Consider the following 312-nt stretch of genomic DNA (forward strand, 5'->3'; position numbering starts at 1 on the left):
TGCTGCGATTGTCGCCGATAAGGGCTTTGATTTGCTTGATGCACCGATTAAGCGGATTACAGCGCCGCATACACCGGTGCCGTTTTCGCCGGTGCTTGAAGATCAATATTTGCCGACACCAGACCAAATTGTCAGCGTCACGCTTGAATTGCTTGGCGAGCCGGCAATGAATTAAAGGAGGGATACAGAATGGCTGTAAAAGTAGTAATGCCGAAGCTGGGAATGGCGATGAAGAAAGGTGAAGTATCCGTCTGGAATAAAAAAGTCGGCGACCCGGTAGAAAAGGGAGAAAGCATCGCCAGCATCAACTCG

At 49.7% G+C, this 312-nt stretch carries 2 protein-coding genes; both read left to right on the forward strand.

The window, feature by feature from the left end; all coding sequences use genetic code 11:
• Positions 1-175 (forward strand): transketolase C-terminal domain-containing protein (locus tag SB660_RS19640; RefSeq protein ID WP_410583933.1); only part of this gene is annotated, 175 nt, incomplete at its 5' end.
• A gap of 14 nt (positions 176-189) precedes the next feature.
• The coding region (locus tag SB660_RS19645; protein WP_410583935.1) for a biotin/lipoyl-containing protein at positions 190-312 on the forward strand (123 nt) is incomplete at its 3' end.

Source organism: Bacillus sp. SIMBA_005, from assembly GCF_046535585.1.
Taxonomy (GTDB): Bacteria; Bacillota; Bacilli; order Bacillales; family Bacillaceae; genus Bacillus; species Bacillus pumilus.